Consider the following 17,071-nt stretch of genomic DNA (forward strand, 5'->3'; position numbering starts at 1 on the left):
CGATGATCGATCCGGAAATCAAGAAGCAGCTGGCGGAATACCGCCAGTCGATCGACAACATCGATGCCGCCCTGGTTCACATTTTGGCCGAGCGTTTCCGCTGCACCAAGGCGGTCGGCGTGCTTAAGGCCACCCACGATTTGCCGCCGGCCGACCCGGCGCGCGAGGAATACCAGATCGAACGCCTCCGCCGGCTGGCGAAGGACGCCAATCTGGATCCGGATTTCGCGGAGAAGTTTCTGAACTTCATCATCCGCGAGGTGATCCGGCATCATGAAGCCATCGCCGCCGATTTCAGCGGCTCCAACAACCAGCATACCGCTTGAAGTCAAGCGGCCCCTAATTCGCTCAAGGAGAAAAAGAAATGTCCCTCAAGATCCGTCTCGCCCGTGGTGGTTCCAAGAAGCGCCCGTACTACCAGATCGTCGTTGCCGATGCCCGCAGCCCGCGCGACGGCCGCTTCCTCGAGAAGGTCGGTTCCTGGAACCCGATGCTCTCCAAGGAAGATGCAAAGCGCATCGAGCTGAACGAAGAGCGCATCAAGGAATGGCTCGCCAAGGGTGCACAGCCGACCGACCGCGTCCTGCGCTTCCTGAACGAGGCCGGCCTTGCCAAGCGCGACACCCGCAACAACCCGGAAAAGGCAAAGCCGGGCAAGAAGGCACTCGAGCGCATCGCCGAGAAGAAGCAGAAGGCTGAAGACGCCGCCGCTGCTGCCGCTGCCGAGTAATCCCGGCCAGTCGAATGACGGGCGGGCGGCGTGTCTCATGCCGCCCGCTTTTGTTTTGTCTTCCGCTTTTCCTGTTTGAGTATTGGCCGGATCGGATTGATGACCAAGCTTCAGAACCCCGTACTGATGGGAACGATCGGCGCAGCCCAGGGCCTGCGCGGCGAAGTCCGCATCAAGTCCTACACGTTGGATCCCAGTGCGCTCGGCGACTATGGAAATCTCCATAGCGAGGACGGCCGCGTCTTCGAAATCCTCGAGGTGCGCGAGGCCAAGAATCTCGCCATCGTCCGTTTTCGCGGCGTCAACGACCGCAATGCCGCAGAGGCGCTGCGGGGGCTCGACCTCTTTATCGAGCGCGACAAGCTGCCGGACGAGGAGCTGGACGACGACGAATTCTACTATGCCGACCTCGAGGGGCTCGAGGCGGTGGACGGTGCTGGCCGCAACCATGGCACAGTCACCGGCATCTTCGATTTCGGCGCCGGCAACCTGCTCGAACTCAAGGGGCCGGGCAAGCGGCCGGTACTCATACCCTTTTCCGAAGCGGCCGTGCTGGAAATCGATTTCGAGAACGGCCGTCTGCTGATCGACCCGGTCGCGGCCGGGCTCGATGGCGAGGACGAGGACGGTCCGGGCAGCCGTAAGCGGCGCCCGCCGCGCGAGGAGGAATGACGTGGCTTTCCGCGCCACCATCCTGACGCTCTACCCGGAGATGTTTCCGGGCTTTCTCGGCCAGTCGCTGTCCGGCAAGGCGCTCGCGCGGGGCGATTGGGCCCTCGAAACGGTGCAGATCCGCGACTTCGCCACCGATCGCCATCGCACGGTCGACGATACGCCGGCCGGCGGCGGCGCCGGTATGGTGCTGAAACCCGACGTGCTGGCCCAAGCGATCGACCATGCCGCACCGCAGGGCGACCCGCGTCCCCGATTGCTGATGAGCCCGCGCGGCCGACCCTTGACGCAGGAGCGCGTCCGCGAGCTTGCGGCCGGCGTGGGCGCGGTGATTGTCTGCGGCCGTTTCGAGGGCGTGGACCAGCGGGTCATCGATGCGCGCGGGCTGGAGGAGGTCTCCATCGGCGATTACATCCTGTCCGGCGGCGAGCCGGCGGCAATGATCCTGCTGGACGCGGTCGTGCGCATCCTGCCGGGTGTGATGGGCAATGCGCTTTCCGGTATCCATGAGAGTTTCGAGGGCGGGCTGCTGGAGCATCCGCACTACACCCGCCCGCCGGTGTGGGAAGGCAGGGAGATCCCGGCGGTCCTGACCTCCGGCCATCACGGCGAGATCGAGAAGTGGCGGCAGGCCGAGGCGCGCCGCCTGACCGAGACGCGCCGCCCCGACCTGATCGCCCGTCAATCGGTGACGAAGTAGTAGATCGTCAGGATCCCGCCGACCGCGACGACCAGCGCGCGGATGATGTTCTGGGGCACGCGCCGGGCGACCCAGACGCCTGAATAGCCGCCCATCGCACCTGCCGGAACCATGACGGCCGCCTGCGGCCAGCCGACCACGTCGCCGCTGGCGAAAACGGCGATGGCGATGCCGGCGATCACCATGGCAAGGAAGTTCTTCAGCGCATTCAGCCGATGATAATCGCCACCCTTGGAGAGACCGAGCACGGCGAGCGTCATGATGCCCATGCCGGCCCCGAAGAAGCCGCCATAGATCGAGGTTGCGAACTGGCCGACAAGCCCGAGCGGCCCGATCGGCTTTTCGGCGTGCAGATGTTTCGGCCGCAGAAGCGGACCGGCGGCAAAAATCGCCGTCGCGGCCAGCAAGAGCCAGGGCACGAGCGCGCGGAAGCCGGGATTGGACATGGAAAGCAGCAGCAGCGCACCGGCCAGACCGCCGACGAGCGATAGCACCCCGACCACCATTGCCTCCTTCCAGTCCGCGCGGATTTCCTTCCAGTAGGCCAGCGCGGAAGTGACGTAGCCCGGAAACTGGGTGATCGAGGACGTCGCATTCGCCATGATCGGCGGCAGGCCGGTCAGCGTCATGGCGCCGAACGTCAGAAAGGTCCCGCCGCCGGCAATGGCGTTGACCACACCGGACATGAAGCCGGCCACGAACAAAAGCGCCGCATCGGCGATCGACATGCTGATCCTCCTCCTGGCAGCACAACGTGCCGCTCCTCCGACATCGGCTGATATCGGGGGCAGCGCCGATCTGCAATCCTTACGAAAGCTCAAAACGACAGCGATTTCTCGCCGGCAACTGATGACAAGCGCTGCCGAATGGTGTATTGCGCGCACGGTTTTGGGATCATCCCGGAAAAGCCGCAAGCAAAGAATGGCGAAACCGCTCCTGTCCGGCAACGGGCATAACCCCGAGGTTCAACCAAAGGGAGAAGGCCGAGCGCTCTGGCTGTTTGAGAAAAACGTAAAGGTTAAACCGATGAACATCATTCAGCAGCTCGAGGCCGAACAGGCCGCCAAGATCGCCGCCAAGCGCACCCTTCCGGAATTCTCCCCGGGCGACACGGTTCGCGTCAACGTCCGCGTGACGGAAGGCACCCGTACCCGCGTTCAGGCCTATGAAGGCGTCTGCATCGCCCGTTCCGGCGGCGGCCTCAACGAGAGCTTCACCGTTCGCAAGATCTCCTACGGCGAAGGCGTCGAGCGCGTATTCCCTGTCTACTCCCCTCTGGTCGAGGGCGTGGAAGTCGTCCGCCGCGGTAAGGTCCGTCGCGCCAAGCTGTACTACCTCCGCGACCGTCGCGGTAAGTCGGCTCGTATCGTCGAGAACACCGGCACGCGCGCCCGCAAGCTGAACGACGCCGAACGCGCAGCCGTTGCCGAGGAAAAGGCACGTCTGGAAGCCGAAAAGGTAGCGGCAGCACAGGCTCTTGCCGCCGAGAAGGCAGCAGCAGAGGCAGCCGAAGCTGCAAAGGCAGCCGAAGCAGCCGCCGAATAAGGCGCGCTTCCACTTATCCATTCGAGCCGTCGGGAGCGATCCCGGCGGCTTTTTCGTATGCGCGCCACTGAGACTGCGACCAAGGATTTGAAGCAAAGCCGATCGCCGGCTGGCCACGATTTTGGCATGAACCTGCTTGCCAGCGGCGATTGAACTGTGACAGTTTTCGCTCGCCACATTTTCTGGAGAATTGCCATGTTTTCCCGCCGCACCGTCCTTGCCGGGCTCTCCGCCCTCGCCCTGATGCCCCTGACCCTGACGCCTCTGGCCGTCGCTGCGGCCGAACTGCCCGACCTCGGCGGCAAGACGGTCGTCGTCGTCACCGAAAACGCCTATCCGCCGCTGCAGTTTGTCGATCCGAAGTCCGGCGAGCAGATCGGCTGGGAATACGACGCAATGAACGAGATCGCCAAGCGGCTGAATTTCAAGGTCGAGTACCAGAACACGAGCTGGGATGCGATGATCCAGGCCGTGCATGACGGCCAGTACCAGATCGGCATGACCGGGATCACCATCAAGGACGACCGCAAGGAAAAGGTCGACTTCTCCGATCCCTACATGCGCTCGCAGCAGTTCATGCTCGTGCGCGGCGACGAGAATCGCTTCACCGACGCCAAGACCTTCGCCGCCCTCAGCGACGGCCTCGTCGGCGCGCAGCCCGGCACCTCGCCGTTCTACGCGGCCGTCTACGAGATCCTCGACGGCAACGAACAGAACCCGCGCATCAAGCTGTTCGAAACCTTCGGCGCCACGGTGCAGGCGCTCAAGGCCGGCGACGTCGACCTCGTGCTGACCGACAGCGTTGCGGCCAAGGGCTATGTCGATGCCTCCGAAGGCAAGCTGAAAGTCGTGGGCGAGCCGCTCGGCACCGAGGACTTCGGCTTCATCTTCCCGAAGGGCTCCGACCTAGTGGCCCCCGTCAATGCCGCGATCGCCGCACTGAAGGCGGACGGCACGCTCGACGCGCTGAACAAGAAGTGGTTCCTCGATTACAAGATGGGTCAGTAAGACCTGCATGGCATCGCCGTCCGAGCATTCCGGATCGACGAAGGGCGACTATCCCTGGTGGCTGGTCGCCCTTGTCGTAATCGCCGTCGCCATTGCCGTGATGATCGCCGCAAACGAGATCTACACGCAGGTCTTTGCCGTGATCCTGAAGGGCCTGTGGGTGACGATCTTCGTCACGGTCGTCGGCTTCACGCTGGCGACGCTGCTCGGACTCGGCGTGGCGCTGCTGGGTCTTTCCGACAGCGCTGTTGCACGTCAGTTTGCCCGCTTCTACACGGAAGTCATCCGCGGCGTGCCGATCCTCGTCCTGCTCTTCTACGTTGCCTTCGTGGGGGCGCCGGCGCTGGTGGCGCTGGCCAATTTCGTGGCGACGCCGCTCGTCACGGCAGGCTATATCGAGCCCTTCCTCGTGCGCGACGTCTCGCTGATGTGGCGGGCGATCATCGCGCTGATGATCGGCTATTCCGCCTTCATCGGCGAGGTATTCCGTGCCGGCATCCAGTCGGTCGACAAGGGGCAGATCGAAGCGGCGAAGGCGCTGGGGCTCTCCCGCTACCAGCGGTTCCGGCTGGTGATCTTCCCGCAGGCGATCCGGGTCATCCTGCCGCCGCTCGGCAACGATTTCGTGGCGATGGTGAAAGACTCCTCGCTGGTCTCCGTGCTCGGCGTGTCCGACATCACCCAGATGGCCAAGGTCTATGCCTCCGGCTCCTTCCGCTTTTTCGAGACCTATTCGATCGTCGCCTATGTGTACCTGATCCTGACGGTCGGGCTATCCTTGGCGCTGCGCGGTCTGGAGAAGCGATTGCGGAAAGGGTTCGAGCGATGAGCGAACGGGAAAGCGAAGCGTTGGGCCGGGTCTACGCCGCCCGCACTGCCGACGAGCTTTCCGCGGCCTATTCGGCCTGGTCGAACGTCTACGATCAGGAGACGGCTGTTGCCGGCTACTGTCTACCCTTCGTCATCGGCAGCTGGGTCGCCCGGCATGTGCCGGCAGATGCGAGACCGCTTTTGGATGCAGGCTGCGGCACGGGGCTGTCCGGCCCCTATCTGCAAGCGCTCGGCTATCGTGACATCGAAGGCCTCGACATGTCCGAGGAAATGCTGGCGATAGCAGCCAGACGCTCCTGCTATTCCAGCCTGAAGATCGGCACGCTCGGGCAAAAACTACCCTGGCCCGATGGCCATTTCGCCGCCTTTTTCTGCACCGGCGTCTTCACGGAAGGGCACGCACCCGCGTCTGCTCTCGAAGAGCTCGTGCGGATAACGCGGACGGGTGGACATGCGATTTTCACCGTGCGCGACGTGGTGCTGGAGAAAGGCGGGTTCACAAGAGCTTTCGAGGCGCTGGAAAGCGTCGGTCGCTGGCGGCCGGTGGAGGCAAGTGCGCCGTTTAGGGCTTTCGCCGTGGCCGAGCCGGACGTGCTTGTCCGGGCCTTCGTGTTCGAGGTGCTCTGAGCGCGATCGACCGTTAATCTCACCGATTGCCCGGCTGTCAAAAAATTGATATGTGCAGGCCATGGAATCCAAATTCGCATGCATCGGTGCGCGTATTTTCGTACTGCAGGACCATAAGCGCCTTCCGGTACGCTTTTTCGCGCGTGTATGCGGGGCGCTTACGAGCCGCCTAGGCTGATCGCCGGGACCCGCGGCAAGCGAGCCGCATTTTTTCCATTTCCATCGCATTACACGGATGAAGAGCCATGAGCGCACCCCGTACCCTCTATGACAAGATCTGGGCCGACCACGTCGTCAACACGCAGGAAGACGGCACCTGTCTTCTCTACATCGATCGTCACCTCGTACACGAGGTGACGAGCCCGCAGGCCTTCGAGGGCCTGCGCATGGCCGGCCGTCAGGTCCGCCATCCCGAGAAGACGCTGGCCGTCGTAGACCACAACGTTCCGACCTCGCCCGACCGCAAGAACGGCATCAAGAACGAGGAAAGCCGTATCCAGGTGGAAGCGCTCGCCAAGAACGCGGCCGACTTCGGCGTCGAATACTACTCCGAGAACGATATCCGCCAGGGCATCGTGCACATCGTCGGACCCGAGCAGGGCTTCACGCTGCCGGGCATGACGATCGTCTGCGGTGACAGCCATACCTCGACGCACGGCGCTTTCGGGGCATTGGCGCATGGTATCGGCACCTCCGAGGTCGAGCATGTGCTTGCCACGCAGACGCTGATCCAGAAGAAGGCGAAGAACATGCTGGTGCGCGTCGACGGCCAGCTGCCGCCGGGCGTTACCGCCAAGGACATCATCCTCGCCATCATCGGCGAGATCGGCACTGCGGGCGGCACCGGCTACGTCATCGAATTCGCCGGCGAGGCGATCCGCTCGCTGTCGATGGAAGGCCGCATGACGATCTGCAACATGACGATCGAAGGCGGGGCCCGCGCCGGCCTGATCGCGCCCGACGAGACGACCTTCGCCTACGTCAAGGACAAGCCGCGCGCGCCGAAGGGCAAGGCCTGGGACATGGCGCTCGAATACTGGAAGACGCTGCACACCGACGAGGGCGCCCACTACGACCGCGTCGTCGTGCTCGACGCTGCCAACCTGCCGCCGATCGTCTCCTGGGGCTCCTCGCCGGAGGACGTCATCTCGGTGCAGGGCGTCGTCCCCAATCCGGACGAGATCGCCGACGAGACCAAGCGCGCCTCCAAGTGGCGTGCGCTTGACTACATGGGCCTGAAGCCGGGCACCAACATCACCGATATCGCCATCGACCGCGTCTTCATCGGCTCGTGCACCAATGGCCGCATTGAGGACCTGCGCGCCGTCGCCAAGGTGGTCGAAGGCAAGAAGGTCGCATCGACCGTTTCGGCGATGATCGTCCCCGGTTCGGGGCTCGTCAAGGAGCAGGCCGAGGCCGAAGGTCTCGACGCGATCTTCAAGGAGGCCGGCTTCGACTGGCGCGAGCCCGGCTGTTCCATGTGCCTGGCCATGAATGACGACCGGCTGAAGCCGGGCGAGCGCTGCGCCTCCACCTCGAACCGCAACTTCGAGGGGCGCCAGGGCTTCAAGGGCCGCACGCATCTCGTCTCGCCGGCCATGGCCGCGGCCGCCGCGATCGCCGGGCATTTCGTGGATATCCGCGAATTCAACTGAGTGGTACGCTGCACGGCTCCGATGAGCCGTGCACGCCAGGCCCGAACAAGCCATGCCTGATCAACGGGGCTGTCCGCCAGGGCAGCCCCTTGCATTTCGGGCCTGTTGGCAGCGCAATTCGAAACGTCGGGGAGGAACGGACATGACGGACCGTCGGCTCATTCTGCTGCGCCATGCGAAATCGGGCTGGCCCGATGGCGTGCCCGACCGCGATCGACCGCTGGCGCCACGCGGGCAGAAGGCGGCGCCGAAGATCGGCGCCTTCATGGCAAAAGAAAAGCTGGTCCCCGACCTCGTCCTCGTCTCGCCTGCGCGGCGGACGCAGGAGACCTGGAACCTGATCGCCCCCAGGCTGCCGAAGAAGCGCGACAAGCGCGATATCGAGGCGATCTACGAAGCTCCGGCAAACCGGCTGCTCGACGTCGTACGCGACACCGCAGCAACCGTGCGCTGCCTCATGCTGGTCGGCCACAATCCGGGCCTGCAGCAACTGGCGCTCTCCCTCATCGGTGCGGGAGAGGCCGATTCCATTCACAGGATCGGCGAGAAATATCCGACGGCGGGGTTGGTCGAGCTGGAATTCTCGCTTGATCTCTGGTCCGACCTGCACGCAGGCACGGCGACGCTGCGGCGCTTCGTCACGCCGAAGTCCCTGGATTGAACGGACGCGATCGCCGGCCGCGACCGCGTCAGGGGATCGATGCTCAGAAGTCCGCGGTCTTCGGGTCCGGGCCGATACGTGCGCCGGGGTCGTCGAGCCTGTCGATTGCAGCGAGGTCCTCGGCATCCAGCCTGAAATCGAAAACCTTGAAGTTCTCCACGATACGCGCAGGCGTAACCGATTTTGGGATCACGACCAGGCCGTTATCGATGTGCCAGCGGATGATCGTCTGAGCCGGTGTGCGGCCGTGCTTCCTGGCGATGGCCGCCACGGTCGGATTGTCCAGCAGCTTGCCCTGACCAAGCGGACTCCAGGATTCAGTGGCGATTCGTAGCTTGGCGTGGAAGGCGCGCACCGTCTTCTGCTGGAAGTCCGGATGCAGCTCGATCTGGTTGATAACCGGCGCCTCCCCTGTCTCTGCCTCGATCATCTCGATGTGCTCGGGATAAAAGTTGGAAACGCCGACCGAACGGGCACGGCCCTCTTCCTTGAGGCGCAGGAAAGCCTTCCAGGTTTCGACATAGAGACCGCGCTGCGGCGCCGGCCAATGGATCAGGTACAGATCGACATAGTCGGTGCCGAGCCGCTTCAGGCTTTCGTCGAAGGCTCTCAGGGTCGAATCGTAGCCCTGCTGGTCGTTCCAGAGCTTGGTTGTCAGATAGATGTCCCCACGCGCGATGCCGGATGCACGGATGCCTTCGCCAACGCCTTCCTCGTTGCCATAGATCGCCGCCGTATCGACATGGCGATAGCCGGCTTCAATGGCGGTGCGAACGACGGCGGCGGCAGCGTCCTCGGGCGTGCGCCAGACGCCGAGCCCGAGCTGCGGAATCGCGTGGCCATCGCGAAGAGCGATCGTCAGTGTATCGGTCATGAAATGTCTCCACTAGGATGTGTCGGAAAGATACGAACAGCCTGCTGCCTGCAAATGGCGGGTCCGGCCGGAAATGGATTGGACCACGCTGATATAGGGAGCGCGTTGTCGAGTTCCAGCCTGCAATCCATCGGGCGAATCTGTCTCGAACGGCGCGAAGCAACGTGTCGCGTTCTAGCGGCATTTCGCATGCGGGCGCCGACAGTAACCAGATAGGACAGTGGGCCGGATTTCAACCGCGCCCGCCTCTTGCCCAGCGGTGCACGGTGGAACACGATTGTGCCGTGTTTGTCTGCTGCTGTCTTTCTTGCCCGTCCCATGCCCGGCACCTACATAATGCTCACGCGAATGTGCGTTGCCCGCAAAATTTCGGGCAAGCATATCCTCGCGCTGAACACGGAAATTTGCATGGAACCTGCGCAGGGTTGTCAAAAGGGCAATTTTGCTTAGGTTCATTCTGGAACCGAAAGGAAAAAGATGACGTCGCGAACAATCCTCATTGTCGATGATGACGACGACCTGCGCGAGACGCTGGTCGAGCAGCTTGCGCTCTACGAGGAGTTTGCGATTCTTCAGGAAACGACGGCCGCCAAAGGTGTGCAGGCGGCGCGCGCCGGCCAGGTCGATCTTCTGATCATGGATGTCGGACTACCGGACATGGACGGCCGCGAGGCCGTCAAGCTGCTGCGCAAGGGTGGTTTCAAGGCGCCGATCATCATGCTGACCGGGCATGATACCGATTCCGACACCATCCTTGGTCTGGAGGCGGGCGCCAACGACTATGTCACCAAGCCCTTCCGCTTCGCCGTGCTGCTTGCCCGCATTCGCGCGCAACTGCGCCAGCACGAAAGCAGCGAAGACGCCACCTTCACCGTCGGGCCCTACACCTTCAAGCCGGGGCAGAAGCTCCTGACCATGGACAACGGCCAGAAGATCCGGCTGACGGAGAAGGAGGCGGCGATCATCCGCTATCTCTACAGGGCGGACCAGAAGGTCGTAACGCGCGACGTGCTACTGGAAGAGGTCTGGGGCTACAATTCAGGCGTGACGACACACACGCTGGAAACCCACGTGTACCGGCTGCGGCAGAAGATCGAGCGCGACCCCTCCAACGCGCAGATTCTCGTCACAGAGAACGGCGGCTACAAGATCGTTCCCTGAACATCGTCCCGTGAAACGTCCCGCGATAACAGCTTCCGCGGCTGGACGCGGGACGGCATTGTCGGCTATTGAGTCCGCTCGATAGTTGAAGGTCGGGCCTGCAGGCAGGCAACCCGACGGCATGCCGGAGGCGCCGCTTGGCTCTCATTGACGACATCAGGCTTTTCGCGCAGGTGCCGCTTTTCTCCGGCCTGTCGGAAGACAAGCTGCGCCTGATGGCGTTCGGTGCCGAGCGCCGCCGTCTCGTCGAGGGACAGACCCTGTTCCGCGAGGGCACCTCCGCCGACTGCGGCTACGTGGTGGCAACCGGCGGTTTCCGGCTCTATTCAACGGCCCGCGACGGATCTGTGAAGGACGACGGAACGGCAGGTGCCGGCGCTCTGCTCTCGGAACTGGCGATGATCTCCGTGGTCGAGCGCAAGTTCACCGCAACGGCCATCGAAGACAGCGAGGTGATCCGCATAAACCGGCCGCTGTTCCGCCGCATGCTGGAGGAATATCCGGACGTGGCGATGATGGTTCAGGAGCGTATTCGCGCCAACCTCGAGGCCATGATCAGCGGCGCGGCCGGCCTGGCCGGCCGCTTCGCCTGAGCGCTCTTCTTCAAAGATCGAACGTCGCCATCACCGGAACGTGGTCGGAAGGACGCTCCCAGCCGCGCGCCTCGCGCAGGACAGTGATCTCCGACAGATGCGGGTCGAGGTCGGCAGACGACCAGATGTGATCGAGCCGGCGGCCGCGGTCGGCCTTTGCCCAGTCCTGGGCCCGATAACTCCACCAGGTGTACAGCTTCTGGTCGGCCGGAATCTTGCGGCGCATCAGGTCGACCCAGGCGCCCCTCGTCATCACTTCCATCAAGCCGTCCACCTCGACGGGCGTGTGGCTGACGATCTTCAGGAGCTGCTTGTGCGACCAGACGTCGTGCTCCAGCGGCGCAATGTTCAGGTCGCCGACAAGGATCGAGGAGATACCGGCTTCCGCATCCGCATGCAGAAGCTTCATTTCCTCGATGAAGTCGAGCTTGTGGCCGAACTTCGGATTGATCGTCCGGTCCGGCTCGTCACCGCCGGCAGGCACATAGAAGTTGTGCAGGCGGATCGACTTGCCGCCGTGCCGGAAGACGACAGAGACGTGCCGCGCGTCGCCGACACCGCAGTAGTCCCGCCGTTCCACGAGCTCGGTCAGCGGAAGGCGGGAGATGGTGGCGACCCCGTGATACCCCTTCTGCCCGTGCATGACGATGTACTCGTATCCCAGCGCCTTCAGCGGCTTGGACGGAAACTGGTCGTTCGGACACTTGGTTTCCTGCAGGCAAAGGATGTCCGGCGAGTGGAGCTTCAGGAACTGCTCGACCAGGCCGATCCGCAGGCGGACGGAGTTGATGTTCCAGGTCGCGATGGAAAGGGGCATGTGGCGTGTCCTCGTGCTGCGCCGCAGCTGGCGCGCGAGGTACATAGCGCAGAACAGCGAAGACCGGAATCGCTTTTCGGTCAGGCGATTGTTCCACGGACCGATAGCGGCGGATTGCCCTGTGGAAGTATATCCCGCGCGCTATCCGCTGGTCCGGTGAAGCCGCCGATCAGCGGCCGTGGATCTCGTTATAGGGGATCGCAAAGATCTTCTGGTCCAGCCGCACGCCGGTCTTGACGTTAAAGATCATCACCGACGTGTCCTTGCCTTGGGCATCGGTGATCGTCCACTGCCGCAGGTCGTAGGTCCGCGGATCGAACATCAACGTGATCGTCGACGTGCCGAACATGCCCCTGTCGCCAAGCACGATCGTGATGAGGTCGTCTTCCTCCTTCACGCCGCGCACCATCTTGGTGGAAAGATCGATCTGTGCCCCAAGCAGCAGCTTCAGCGGCGTCTTCGACAGGGGATAGACGTCCCAGGTCTTGAGCTTGCGGTTGCCGATAACGACGGTGCGGCCATCGGAGATCACCCGCATCGGCGAGGGATCTTCGTAATTGAAGCGGATCTTGCCGGGACGGCTGATGTAGAACTTGCCGCCCGTCTGCTCGCCGCGGGGGCCGAACTGGACGAACTCGCCCATCATCGTCTTCACGGAAGCGAAGTGGTTGGCGATCTTCTGGGCCGTGGCGGAAGCCTGCGCCGCGGCCGGTTCCGGCAGGAGCACGGACGGAGCGCCGACGAGCAACAGCGCCATCAGGCCGGCAAAGCCCCTCCGCGTCAGGTTGGGGCCATGCGGGCTCGCTTCATGAACGTTCATCGTGGTCTCCTTCATGCCGCTGTCATCGCCGCCAAGTGCGGCGTGATCAAGGCGCAGATCTGCAGTCGATGGCCGTTAAGGCACAGATAGCGCGGTACAATTTTCCGTCAACGGCTGGTGATCTAGTCTTCCGTCGGCACGAGGATCTCGCGCTTTCCGGCATGGTTGGCCGGGCTGATGATACCCTCCTGCTCCATCCGCTCGATCAGCGACGCGGCCCGATTATAGCCGATCCCGAGCCGTCTTTGGATATAGGAGGTGGAGGCCTTGCCGTCACGCAGGACCACGGCCACCGCCTGGTCGTACGGATCCTCGGAATCTTCCAGGTTCGACGTGCCCGCCGGGCCGCCGCCTTCCATGTCGTCATCGTCGTCCTGGGTGATCGCGTCGAGATACTGCGGCGCGCCCTGCGTTTTTAGATGAGCGACCACCGCCTCGACTTCGCCGTCGGAGACGAACGGGCCGTGCACGCGCTGTATGCGCCCGCCGCCGGCCATGTAGAGCATATCGCCCATGCCGAGCAGCTGCTCGGCGCCCTGTTCGCCGAGGATCGTGCGGCTGTCGATCTTGGACGTCACCTGGAAGGAGATGCGGGTCGGGAAGTTGGCCTTGATCGTGCCGGTGATGACATCGACCGAGGGGCGCTGCGTCGCCATGATGACGTGAATGCCGGCCGCGCGCGCCATCTGGGCGAGACGCTGCACGGCGCCCTCGATGTCCTTGCCGGCGACCATCATCAGGTCGGCCATCTCGTCGATGATGACGACGATGTAGGGCATCGGCTGGAGGTCGAACTCTTCCGTCTCGTAGATGGCTTCCCCGGTCTGGCGGTCGAAGCCGGTCTGAACGGTGCGGGTGATCTGCTCGCCCTTGGCCAGCGCCTGCTCGACGCGGCTGTTGAAGCCGTCGATGTTGCGCACGCCGATCTTCGACATCTTCTTGTAGCGCTCTTCCATCTCGCGGACGGTCCACTTGAGCGCGACCACGGCCTTCTTCGGGTCGGTGACGACCGGCGAGAGCAGGTGCGGAATGCCGTCGTAAACGGAGAGTTCGAGCATCTTCGGATCGATCATGATCAGGCGGCACTGCTCCGGCTTCAGCCGGTAGAGGATCGACAGGATCATGGTGTTGATCGCGACCGACTTGCCCGAGCCGGTCGTGCCCGCCACGAGCAGGTGCGGCATCTTGGCGATGTCGGTGATGACGGGTTCGCCGCCGATCGTCTTGCCGAGCGCCATCGCCAGCTTGGCCTTGCTGGTCTCGAAGTCGCGTGCCCCAATCAGTTCTCGCAGATACACCGTCTCGCGACCGGGATTGGGAAGTTCGATGCCGATCGCGTTGCGGCCGGGTACGACGGCCACGCGGGCGGCGATCGCGCTCATCGATCGGGCGATGTCGTCGGCGAGGCCGATGACGCGCGAGGACTTGATGCCGGGGGCGGGCTCCAGCTCGTAGAGCGTGACGACCGGGCCGGGCCGGACATGAATGATCTCGCCCTTGACGCCGAAGTCCTCCAGCACGCCTTCCAGCATGCGGGCGTTCTGCTCGAGCGCATCAGCGGACAGCGCCGGATCGCGCGCAACGTTGCGCGGTTCGGCCAGAAGATGGAGGGAAGGCAACTGGAAGCCGCCGGGAGCCATGAACGAGGCCTGCGCTTCGCGTTCCACGCGCGCGCCCGCCTTGGGCTTCGGAGCGGCTGCGGCGATGCGCGAGCGCAGCCCTGCGGGCGCAGGTGCCTTGCGCGGCGCCCAGTCGTCCTCCTCGTCATCGGGAAGGATGCCGGCCGGGCGCGGCAGGTCGTCCGCGTCGTCATACTCCTCGTCGTCAAAGCCGGGCATCGAAGGCGGAGAGACGGCGCGGCGCGCACCGGCGTCGAGCGACGGCTCCACCCGTTCCGACAGTCTCGGGGAGGCCTTCGCGCGTGTCGGCTCGTTCAACGTGCCGAACTCGTCATCATTGAAGTCGTACGGCTGTTCGACGGCGCGGGAATGGGTCTTGCTGCGGCCGGAGAGGCCGAAAATGCGGCGCAGGCGGGCGTGGGCGGTGAACCAGGCGTGCGTCATCGCACCGGCCATCAGCATCAGCGGGCCTTCCGCCTCGTCCTCCTCCTCCGCATCGCTCACCGTGCGGGTGCGCTCGACGGACGCTTGCGGTGCGACCTCGTCCTCCTCTGCCGGCTCGTTGGCGATCAGGCCCGCGCTGAAGACGAGAAGCCAGCCGGACGGCAGGGAAATGAAGGCGCCGAGAACGCTGGCGAGCGTTCCGGTCGGATAGGCGCCGGTGAACAGCGCGGGAAACCGCAGGATCATGTCGCCGAACACGCCGCCGAGCCCGTTCGGCAGCGGCCAGGTAACGGGCGCCGGGATGCAGCTGAGCGCGGCCGATGCGAGAACGGCCCCCAGGAACCAGGCGCCGAAGCGCTTCAGAACGGAGGAGAGACGGCGGTTCTTGATGAGCGCGAGCGCCCAGGCGACGACGGGCAGAAGCGCAATGACGCTGGCCAGCCCGAAGAACTGCATGAAAATATCGGCGAAGGCTGCTCCGGCGTAGCCGAGCGCATTGGTCGGCTCGCCGCCGGAGGCATAGGAGAAGCTCGGGTCGGAGACGTTCCAGGTCGAAAGGGCAGCGACCGCCAGCGCCAGCGCGATGAACAGCCCGAAGCCCAGCAATGCCCGGGCCTGTCGCCATAGGAAGGCGGACAGAACGAACCGTTCGGGACGATTGTCCAGCATTGCCGATGTGCTTCTTGCCATGTGTCTTCAGCCTGTCGCGCGATGGGCCCGGAGAGAGGATGTTCCACGGGCGCGGGTGCATGGATGATTTGCGACCCTAACCGCTCAAGCGTTAAAGGCATGTTAACCATGCCGGCCCGGCCGTATGCGTAGCCGAAAATGCCGCGCAAACGAAAAAGGCCCGAACCTGAAAAGGTCGGGCCAGAAGCGGTGCTTTCACCGTGACGATCTTGTAGGCCGCGCCGCTAGCCGGCGCGGCCGGGGGTCTTAGGAGTGGTAGGCAGCCTCGCCGTGCGAGGAGAGGTCGAGACCTTCGCGCTCGGCTTCGACGGAGACGCGCAGGCCGACGATCACGTCCACGACCTTGTAGAGGATGGCCGAGACGATACCGCACCAGATGATGGTGATGACGACGGCAGTGAGCTGCGTCATGAACTGCGAAGCGATCGAGAAGTCCTCAGCGCCCGTGCCGCCGAGCCAGGGTGCCGTGAAGATGCCCGTGCCGAGGGCGCCGATGACACCGCCAACGCCGTGAACACCGAAGACGTCCGCCGTGTCGTCATAGCCGAACTTGTGCTTCACGACCGAGACGAAGAAATAGCAGACCGGCGAGACAATGATGCCGAGGACGATGGCGCCCATCGGGCCGACCGAGCCGGCAGCCGGGGTGACGGCAACCAGGCCGGCGATCATGCCGGAAGCAGCACCCAGGAGCGAAGCCTTGCCACGAGCGAAGGTTTCGACCAGCGACCATGCGAGGATGGCAGCTGCGGTGGCGAGGAAAGTATTCACGGTGGCGAGCACTGCGCCGCCGGATGCCTCCAGGTTAGAGCCGGCGTTGAAGCCGAACCAGCCAAACCAGAGCATCGCCGCGCCGACGAGCGTCAGCGTCATCGAATGGGGAGCCATCATATCCTTGCCGTAGCCGGTACGCTTGCCGACCATGATCGCGCCGATGAGGCCGGCGACACCGGCGTTGATGTGGACAACGGTTCCGCCTGCGAAGTCGAGAGCGCCCATGTTGAAGATCAGGCCGTTGGCGTCCCAAACCATGTGGGCGATCGGGAAGTATACGAAGGTGGCCCAGAGGATCGTAAACAGCAGGACCGCCGAGAATTTGATCCGCTCGGCAAAGGCACCAATGATCAGGGCCGGCGTCAGGGCGGCAAAGGTCATCTGGAACAGCACGAAGATGTATTCCGGAATGACGACGCCGTCGGAGAACGTGGCAGCGGTGCTGTCAACGGTTACGCCGGTCAGGAAGAGCTTGGCAAATCCGCCGAAGTAGGGGCTGGTCGAGCCGCCGAAGGCGAACGAGTAACCGTAGACAACCCATACGATCATCATCATTGCACCGATGACGGTGCACTGCATGAGAACGGAGAGCATGTTCTTGGCGCGAACGAGACCGCCATAGAACAACGCAAGGCCCGGAATGAGCATGAAGAACACGAGCAGGGTTGCAAGGAACATGAAGACCGTATCGGCCTTCTCGGGAACCGGCGCTGCGGCTGCTGCCTCAGTGGCTGCAGGTGCCGCCTCCTGGGCGAAGGCGATGACCGGCGCCAGCAGGCCGGTTGCGGCCGCGCCCACTAAACCGAGCGCGGTAGAAAACTTAGAAAATGACATCAGAGACAACTCCCCT

Annotated in this window: 18 protein-coding genes; 12 read left to right on the forward strand and 6 right to left on the reverse strand. The window is 63.8% G+C overall.

Annotated elements, in window-relative coordinates:
* Positions 1-2 precede the first annotated feature (2 nt).
* From HV823_RS01095 to trmD, 4 genes are all read left to right on the forward strand, one after another.
* A complete protein-coding gene (locus HV823_RS01095; RefSeq protein ID WP_097141159.1) occupies positions 3-326 on the forward strand; it encodes a chorismate mutase in 324 nt (107 codons plus the stop codon).
* 38 nt (positions 327-364) lie between these two features.
* The gene (rpsP, locus tag HV823_RS01100; RefSeq protein ID WP_176947901.1) at positions 365-730 is read left to right on the forward strand and encodes a 30S ribosomal protein S16; all 366 of its coding nucleotides are present in this window, start codon (positions 365-367) and stop codon (positions 728-730) included.
* A 99-nt stretch (positions 731-829) separates the two neighbouring features.
* Positions 830-1,402 carry a ribosome maturation factor RimM gene (gene rimM / locus HV823_RS01105; RefSeq protein ID WP_176947902.1) on the forward strand — a complete coding sequence of 191 codons (573 nt, stop codon included), beginning with the start codon at positions 830-832 and terminating at the stop codon, positions 1,400-1,402.
* Position 1,403: 1 nt separating this feature from the next.
* Positions 1,404-2,102 carry a tRNA (guanosine(37)-N1)-methyltransferase TrmD gene (gene trmD, locus HV823_RS01110; protein ID WP_176947903.1) on the forward strand — a complete coding sequence of 233 codons (699 nt, stop codon included), beginning with the start codon at positions 1,404-1,406 and terminating at the stop codon, positions 2,100-2,102.
* On the opposite strand, the gene HV823_RS01115 is transcribed toward trmD, so the two are convergent.
* Entirely contained in the window at positions 2,084-2,830 is a 747-nt protein-coding gene (locus tag HV823_RS01115) for a sulfite exporter TauE/SafE family protein (RefSeq protein ID WP_176947904.1), read from the reverse strand. The genes trmD and HV823_RS01115 overlap by 19 nt on opposite strands.
* Before the next feature lie 298 nt (positions 2,831-3,128).
* Between HV823_RS01115 and rplS the strand changes: the two genes are divergently transcribed.
* The 6 genes from rplS (at position 3,129) to HV823_RS01145 (ending at position 8,429) form a co-directional block, all read left to right on the forward strand.
* Positions 3,129-3,647: a 50S ribosomal protein L19 gene (rplS, locus tag HV823_RS01120; RefSeq protein WP_097141154.1), complete on the forward strand. Its 519-nt coding sequence runs from the start codon at positions 3,129-3,131 to the stop codon at positions 3,645-3,647.
* Between the two features lie 195 nt (positions 3,648-3,842).
* The gene (locus tag HV823_RS01125) at positions 3,843-4,655 is read left to right on the forward strand and encodes a basic amino acid ABC transporter substrate-binding protein (RefSeq protein ID WP_176947905.1); all 813 of its coding nucleotides are present in this window, start codon (positions 3,843-3,845) and stop codon (positions 4,653-4,655) included.
* A gap of 7 nt (positions 4,656-4,662) precedes the next feature.
* Positions 4,663-5,484, forward strand: coding sequence for an amino acid ABC transporter permease (locus HV823_RS01130; RefSeq protein WP_176947906.1), 822 nt, complete (start codon positions 4,663-4,665; stop codon positions 5,482-5,484).
* Positions 5,481-6,113 carry a class I SAM-dependent DNA methyltransferase gene (locus HV823_RS01135; protein WP_176947907.1) on the forward strand — a complete coding sequence of 211 codons (633 nt, stop codon included), beginning with the start codon at positions 5,481-5,483 and terminating at the stop codon, positions 6,111-6,113. The genes HV823_RS01130 and HV823_RS01135 overlap by 4 nt, the downstream gene beginning before the upstream one ends.
* 245 nt (positions 6,114-6,358) lie before the next feature.
* Positions 6,359-7,768, forward strand: a complete 1,410-nt coding sequence (gene leuC / locus HV823_RS01140) for a 3-isopropylmalate dehydratase large subunit (protein WP_176947908.1) — start codon at positions 6,359-6,361, stop codon at positions 7,766-7,768.
* Between the two features lie 142 nt (positions 7,769-7,910).
* Positions 7,911-8,429 (forward strand): SixA phosphatase family protein, encoded by a 519-nt coding sequence (locus HV823_RS01145; protein ID WP_176947909.1) that lies wholly within the window; start codon positions 7,911-7,913, stop codon positions 8,427-8,429.
* A gap of 43 nt (positions 8,430-8,472) precedes the next feature.
* Here HV823_RS01145 and HV823_RS01150 read toward each other — a convergent pair whose 3' ends face one another.
* A complete protein-coding gene (locus HV823_RS01150; RefSeq protein ID WP_176947910.1) occupies positions 8,473-9,303 on the reverse strand; it encodes an aldo/keto reductase in 831 nt (276 codons plus the stop codon).
* Between the two features lie 477 nt (positions 9,304-9,780).
* Between HV823_RS01150 and HV823_RS01155 the strand changes: the two genes are divergently transcribed.
* Both HV823_RS01155 and HV823_RS01160 read left to right on the forward strand, forming a co-directional pair.
* Positions 9,781-10,464: a response regulator transcription factor gene (locus tag HV823_RS01155; protein ID WP_176947911.1), complete on the forward strand. Its 684-nt coding sequence runs from the start codon at positions 9,781-9,783 to the stop codon at positions 10,462-10,464.
* Between the two features lie 137 nt (positions 10,465-10,601).
* Positions 10,602-11,057: a cyclic nucleotide-binding domain-containing protein gene (locus HV823_RS01160; RefSeq protein WP_176947912.1), complete on the forward strand. Its 456-nt coding sequence runs from the start codon at positions 10,602-10,604 to the stop codon at positions 11,055-11,057.
* A gap of 10 nt (positions 11,058-11,067) precedes the next feature.
* Here the strand turns inward: HV823_RS01160 and HV823_RS01165 are convergent, their stop codons facing one another.
* The 4 genes from HV823_RS01165 to HV823_RS01180 form a co-directional block, all read right to left on the reverse strand.
* Positions 11,068-11,874: an exodeoxyribonuclease III gene (locus tag HV823_RS01165; RefSeq protein ID WP_176947913.1), complete on the reverse strand. Its 807-nt coding sequence runs from the start codon at positions 11,872-11,874 to the stop codon at positions 11,068-11,070.
* 169 nt (positions 11,875-12,043) lie between these two features.
* Positions 12,044-12,709, reverse strand: a complete 666-nt coding sequence (locus HV823_RS01170) for an outer membrane lipoprotein carrier protein LolA (RefSeq protein WP_425487618.1) — start codon at positions 12,707-12,709, stop codon at positions 12,044-12,046.
* Between the two features lie 107 nt (positions 12,710-12,816).
* Positions 12,817-15,447, reverse strand: coding sequence for an FtsK/SpoIIIE family DNA translocase (locus HV823_RS01175; RefSeq protein WP_176947915.1), 2,631 nt, complete (start codon positions 15,445-15,447; stop codon positions 12,817-12,819).
* A gap of 246 nt (positions 15,448-15,693) precedes the next feature.
* Positions 15,694-17,055 carry an ammonium transporter gene (locus HV823_RS01180; RefSeq protein WP_176947916.1) on the reverse strand — a complete coding sequence of 454 codons (1,362 nt, stop codon included), beginning with the start codon at positions 17,053-17,055 and terminating at the stop codon, positions 15,694-15,696.
* Between the last annotated feature and the right edge of the window lie 16 nt (positions 17,056-17,071).

Source organism: Mycoplana rhizolycopersici, assembly GCF_013378445.1.
In the GTDB taxonomy this organism is placed as follows: domain Bacteria; phylum Pseudomonadota; class Alphaproteobacteria; order Rhizobiales; family Rhizobiaceae; genus Mycoplana; species Mycoplana rhizolycopersici.

Bases quoted from the DNA above. Each gene is read 5' to 3' on its own strand.
- HV823_RS01170 (WP_425487618.1), bottom strand. From the start codon at position 12,709: ATGAAGGAGACCACGATGAACGTTCATGAAGCGAGCCCGCATGGCCCC.
- HV823_RS01150 (WP_176947910.1), bottom strand. From the start codon at position 9,303: ATGACCGATACACTGACGATCGCTCTTCGCGATGGCCACGCGATTCCG.
- HV823_RS01180 (WP_176947916.1), bottom strand. From the start codon at position 17,055: ATGTCATTTTCTAAGTTTTCTACCGCGCTCGGTTTAGTGGGCGCGGCC.
- HV823_RS01155 (WP_176947911.1), top strand. From the start codon at position 9,781: ATGACGTCGCGAACAATCCTCATTGTCGATGATGACGACGACCTGCGC.
- rimM (WP_176947902.1), top strand. From the start codon at position 830: ATGACCAAGCTTCAGAACCCCGTACTGATGGGAACGATCGGCGCAGCC.
- HV823_RS01135 (WP_176947907.1), top strand. From the start codon at position 5,481: ATGAGCGAACGGGAAAGCGAAGCGTTGGGCCGGGTCTACGCCGCCCGC.
- rpsP (WP_176947901.1), top strand. From the start codon at position 365: ATGTCCCTCAAGATCCGTCTCGCCCGTGGTGGTTCCAAGAAGCGCCCG.
- HV823_RS01175 (WP_176947915.1), bottom strand. From the start codon at position 15,447: ATGGCAAGAAGCACATCGGCAATGCTGGACAATCGTCCCGAACGGTTC.
- HV823_RS01165 (WP_176947913.1), bottom strand. From the start codon at position 11,874: ATGCCCCTTTCCATCGCGACCTGGAACATCAACTCCGTCCGCCTGCGG.
- HV823_RS01115 (WP_176947904.1), bottom strand. From the start codon at position 2,830: ATGTCGATCGCCGATGCGGCGCTTTTGTTCGTGGCCGGCTTCATGTCC.
- leuC (WP_176947908.1), top strand. From the start codon at position 6,359: ATGAGCGCACCCCGTACCCTCTATGACAAGATCTGGGCCGACCACGTC.
- HV823_RS01145 (WP_176947909.1), top strand. From the start codon at position 7,911: ATGACGGACCGTCGGCTCATTCTGCTGCGCCATGCGAAATCGGGCTGG.
- HV823_RS01125 (WP_176947905.1), top strand. From the start codon at position 3,843: ATGTTTTCCCGCCGCACCGTCCTTGCCGGGCTCTCCGCCCTCGCCCTG.
- rplS (WP_097141154.1), top strand. From the start codon at position 3,129: ATGAACATCATTCAGCAGCTCGAGGCCGAACAGGCCGCCAAGATCGCC.
- HV823_RS01095 (WP_097141159.1), top strand. From the start codon at position 3: ATGATCGATCCGGAAATCAAGAAGCAGCTGGCGGAATACCGCCAGTCG.
- HV823_RS01130 (WP_176947906.1), top strand. From the start codon at position 4,663: ATGGCATCGCCGTCCGAGCATTCCGGATCGACGAAGGGCGACTATCCC.